The organism is Caulobacter vibrioides OR37 (assembly GCF_000372645.1).
Taxonomy (GTDB): Bacteria; Pseudomonadota; Alphaproteobacteria; order Caulobacterales; family Caulobacteraceae; genus Caulobacter; species Caulobacter vibrioides_E.
Genome location: NZ_APMP01000052.1, coordinates 1 through 4,492, shown reverse-complemented (window position 1 = coordinate 4,492; position 4,492 = coordinate 1). Strand labels below are relative to the sequence as shown.

The following is a 4,492-nucleotide window of genomic DNA, read 5'->3' as shown; positions in this document are numbered from 1 at the left end:
GGGGAGGAGAAACCCAAGCGTCCGGCCGCTAGAGCGCGTTAGGTTTAAGTGTGAGCGGTTAAACCGCTCGAACGCGCTCTAAATGTTTGAATTTAGAGCCTGTTTATCCGTTTCAAATGATTCCATTTGAAGTGGACAGGCTCTAGGCCAGCTTCAGCTTGCCGTCGACCCGGCGGGCGACGCCCAGCGGGTTGTCGGTCTTCAGTTCGGCCGGCAGCAGGGCCTCGGGGAGGTTCTGGTAGCTAACCGGCCGCAGGAAGCGGGCGATGGCCAGGGTGCCGACCGAGGTCGTGCGGCCGTCGCTGGTCGAGGGGAACGGGCCGCCGTGGACCATGGCGTTGGCGACCTCGACGCCGGTGCCGAAGCCGTTGACCAGGATGCGGCCGGCCTTCAGCTCCAGCGTCGGCAGCAGGGCGGCGGCGAGGGCGTGGTCGGCCTCTTCCAGGTGCAGGGCGATGGTCAGCTGACCCTCCAGGGCGGCGATCACCCGCTCCAGCTCGGCCTGGTCGGCGCAGCGCACCACGATCGAGGCGGCGCCGAACACTTCCTCATGCAGATGCGGGTTGGCCAGGAAGGCCTGGCCGGCGACGCTGAACAGGGCGGCCTGGCCAGTGTGTGATCCGTCCGCGCCCTTCTGGCCGCGAGCCACGGTGGTGACCTCCGGCGCGCCGACCAGGGCCTCGACCCCGTGCGAGAAGGCCTGGCAGATGCCCGGGGTCAGCATGACGGCGGCCGGCGCGGCCTCGACCGCCTGGCCGGCGGCGGCGACGAAGGCGTCCAGTTCAGGGCCATCGATGGCCAGGATCAGGCCGGGATTGGTGCAGAACTGGCCCGCGCCCAGGGTCAGGGCGGCCACGAAGTCCGGCGCGATCTTCTCGGCCCGGGCCTCAAGGGCGGCGGGCAGTAGGATCACCGGATTGATGCTGCTCATCTCGGCGTAGAACGGGATCGGCTCGGGACGGCCCTGGGCGACGGCCAGCAGGGCCAGGCCTCCCCGGCGCGACCCGGTGAAGCCGGCGGCCTTGACGCGCGGATCGGCGACCAGGGCCTGGCTGACCTCGTAGCCGCTGTCGTGGATCATCGAGAACACGCCCGGATGCAGGCCGACCGAGGCGACGGCGGCCTGGATGGCGCGGCCCACCATTTCCGAGGTCCCCGGATGGGCCGGGTGGGCCTTGACGATGACCGGGCAGCCGGCCGCCAGGGCCGAGGCGGTGTCGCCGCCGGCCACCGAGAAGGCCAGCGGGAAGTTGCTGGCGCCGAACACGGCCACCGGGCCCAGCGGCACGTTGCGCAGGCGCAGGTCCGGGCGGGGCAGGGGCTTGCGGTCCGGCTGGGCCGGGTCGACGCGCGCCTCCAGGAAGCCGCCGTCGCGGAGCACGCCGGCGAACAGGCGCAGCTGGCCGACGGTGCGGCCGCGCTCGCCTTCCAGGCGCGGACGGGGCAGGCCGGTCTCGGCCATCACCCGGACGATCAGGTCGTCGCCCAGGGCCTCGATATGCTCGGCGATCGCCTCCAGGAACGTCGCGCGGGTCTCGTAGGGCAGGGCGCGATAGCTGGCGAAGGCCTCATGGGCCAGGGCCGCCGCCTGGTCGACATCGGCCTTGGTCGCGCCGCCGAACGCAGGCTCCAGCGTCTGGCCGGTCGCCGGGTTGACCCCCTTGATCTCGCCGTTGGTCCCGAAGCGGCTATCGCCGCCGATCAGAAGCTCGCCCGTCAGCTGCACGTTTGTCGTCCCGTCGAAAATTGATTATGCGTCGTTTTATATGTTAGCGCTAACATGACAAGTCCATGCGCGCGAGGGCGGATCTGGCGTTAGAAGACGCATGTCCCCGCCCGGAGCGCCCCTTGAAAGCCCCTTTCGCCTCCGCCGCCAAGGCCCTGTTCGCGATTCCCGGCGGTCCGGCGGTCGATTTCGCGCGGCCGGTCGGCGAGCCGGCCCTGGCCGCGCCGGACTCGGTCTCGTGGCGGGTGTTCAAGAACCCGGTCGCCCTGTTCGTCGGCGGGATTACCGCCGTGTTGCTGGAGCTGGCCGAGCCCCGCGTGCGGACGGGCGTCTGGGCGCATTCCAGCTTCCGCGCCGACCCGCTGACCCGGCTGAAGCGCACGGGCCTGGCGGCCATGGTCACGGTCTATGGCGCCCGCTCGGTCGCCGAGACGATGATCGCCGGCATAGGACGCCAGCACGCGCGGGTCGGCGGCGTGACGCCGGGCGGCGAGCCTTACCAGGCCCTGGATGTCGCCCTGCTGGACTGGGTGCAGGCCACGGCCAGCTTCGGGTTCCTGACCGCCTATCACGCGCTGGTCCGGCCGCTGTCGCCGGCCGACCGCGACCAGTTCTACGCCGAGGCCGCCCCCGCCGCGCGGCTGTACGGCGCCCTGGGCGCGCCCCGGTCCGAGGCCGAGTGGGAGGCCCAGCTGGCGGCCATGCTGCCCAGGCTGGAGCGGTCGCCGATCGTGCTGGAGTTCCTGGACCTGATGCGCGGGACCCCGATCGCCGGCCCGCTGAGCGGCCTGCAGCCGCCGCTGATCCGGGCCGCGGTGGGATTGGTTCCGCCGGAGGTGCGTGAGGTGCTGGGCCTGGGGGCGGACTGGCTTCCTCGGCCGCTGGAGCTTCGGCTGATCCGCGCCGCCGCCCGCTGGGCCGACCGCGCGGCGATCCCCGGCGCGCCGCCCTGGGAGGCCTGCGTGCGGATGGGGTTGCCGGGCGACTGGCTGTATCGGCGCTAGAAAACGCCTCGACCACGGGGATTGCCGGCCGCGAATGCTCGGCGTTCGCGAGATAGAATCCCACGAAATCAGAGACTTGTCACTTATATCGCGCCGCCAATCCTCCGCGCCCGCTGGCGCCGTATCTTTGTGTCATGGCCGGAAGAAGCAACGAGGCGCGGGGCTGGAGCGAGACGCTGCAGGCCCGCCTCCGGGCGAAGATGGACATGCTCATCGACGCCTTCGAAACCAGCACCGATCCCGCCGAGAAAGCCCAGATCGAGAAGGACGCCCGCACCTGCGGGATCTTCGCGCGCGCGGCCAAGGCGATCGAGACCATGGTCCCCGAGACCAAAGCCGAGCCCCCCGCCAAGGCGGCGGCCAACGACGACGAGGCGTCCATGCATGACGACATCCCAGAGGAACCCGAAGCGCTTCAGGCCGCTCTGGTCGCCCGCTTTACACGGTTCGCCGAGCTGCTGGAGCTCAAGCGCCGCGCGGATCAAGGCGACGGCGACGGCGCTGGCCGCGATGGGGACGGAAGACCAGCGGCGCCTGCTTAGCGCGCTGCTGGCCGAACCGCTGGTTCACCAGACGCCGCCAGACTACGCGGCCTGGACCACCTGGCTGATGCTGGGCGGGCGCGGCGCGGGCAAGACCTTCGCCGGCGCGCATTGGATCACCCTCAACGCCCTGGCCTATCCGATGCTGGCCTTGGTCGGTCCCACGCTGCACGACGTGCGCGAGGTGATGATCGAAGGGCCGTCCGGGCTGAAGGCGCTGGGCGGGCCGGCGTTTCGCCCGCGTTGGGAAGCCTCGCGCCGGCGGCTGATCTGGCCCAATGGGGCGGTGGCCTACGCGTTCTCGGCCGAGGACCCCGACAGTCTGCGCGGTCCCCAGTTCCACGCCGCCTGGGCCGACGAGTTCTGCGCCTGGCCCAAGCCGGCCGAGACCCTGGCCATGCTGCGGTTCGGGCTGAGGCTGGGCGAGGATCCGCGTCTGGTCGTCACCTCGACGCCCCGGCCGATCCGGGCGCTGAAGGCCCTGATCGCCGAGCCGGGCGCGCGCGTCACCCGCGCCGGAACCAGCGCCAACGCCGCCCACCTGGCGCCGGCCTTCCTGCGCACGCTGGAGAGCCTCTATGGCGGCACGCGGCTGGCCGCCCAGGAGCTGGACGGGATCATCGTCGAGACCGACGGCGGCCTGTTCCGCGCCGAGGACCTGGCCCGCTGTCGCGCGGCCAGGCCCGCGCGCCTCGACCGCGTCGTGGTGGCGGTGGACCCGCCCGCCACGGCCGGCGGCGACGCCTGCGGCATCGTCGCGGTCGGCCGGCGCGACGACCAGGCCTTCGTCCTGGCCGACGAGACCGCGCGGGGCCTGTCCCCCGCCGGCTGGGCGGCGAGGGCGGTCGCCGTCGCGCGAACGGTCAAGGCCGACGCGCTGGTGGCCGAGGCCAACCAGGGCGGCGACATGGTGCGCGCCGTGCTGGCCCAGGCCGACCCGCCGTGCCGGATCACGCTGGTCCGCGCCTCGGTCGGTAAACGCGCCCGCGCCGAGCCGGTGGCGGCGCTCTACGAGCAAGGCCGCGTCTCCCACTGCGGCGCCTTTCCGGCGCTGGAAGAGGAGCTGATGGCCCTGGGCTCCGGCGACCTCGACCACAGCCCCGACCGCGCCGACGCCCTGGTCTGGGCGGTAAGCGACCTGATGCTGGGCGCCGAGCGACAGCCACGGCTGCGGACGTTGTGAGGCTCTCGCCAGCTCAGGTCACTATCCTCCCCCTCTT

The 4,492-nt window shown here is 72.0% G+C and carries 3 protein-coding genes and 1 pseudogene; 3 read left to right on the top strand and 1 reads right to left on the bottom strand.

The window, feature by feature from the left end; genetic code table 11:
- Positions 1 to 142: 142 nt before the first annotated feature.
- Positions 143 to 1,726 carry an aldehyde dehydrogenase (NADP(+)) gene (locus tag OR37_RS20315; protein WP_004625005.1) on the bottom strand — a complete coding sequence of 528 codons (1,584 nt, stop codon included), beginning with the start codon at positions 1,724 to 1,726 and terminating at the stop codon, positions 143 to 145.
- 122 nt (positions 1,727 to 1,848) lie between these two features.
- On the opposite strand from OR37_RS20315, the gene OR37_RS20310 reads away from it, so the two are divergent.
- The 3 genes and pseudogenes from OR37_RS20310 to OR37_RS20300 form a co-directional block, all read left to right on the top strand.
- A complete protein-coding gene (locus OR37_RS20310) occupies positions 1,849 to 2,730 on the top strand; it encodes an oxygenase MpaB family protein (protein WP_004625003.1) in 882 nt (293 codons plus the stop codon).
- 134 nt (positions 2,731 to 2,864) lie between these two features.
- Positions 2,865 to 3,272 carry a hypothetical protein gene (locus OR37_RS22455; protein ID WP_004625001.1) on the top strand — a complete coding sequence of 136 codons (408 nt, stop codon included), beginning with the start codon at positions 2,865 to 2,867 and terminating at the stop codon, positions 3,270 to 3,272.
- Positions 3,247 to 4,455: pseudogene (locus tag OR37_RS20300) on the top strand (DNA-packaging protein); the annotation flags it as partial. The gene OR37_RS22455 and the pseudogene OR37_RS20300, both read left to right, overlap by 26 nt.
- Between the last annotated feature and the right edge of the window lie 37 nt (positions 4,456 to 4,492).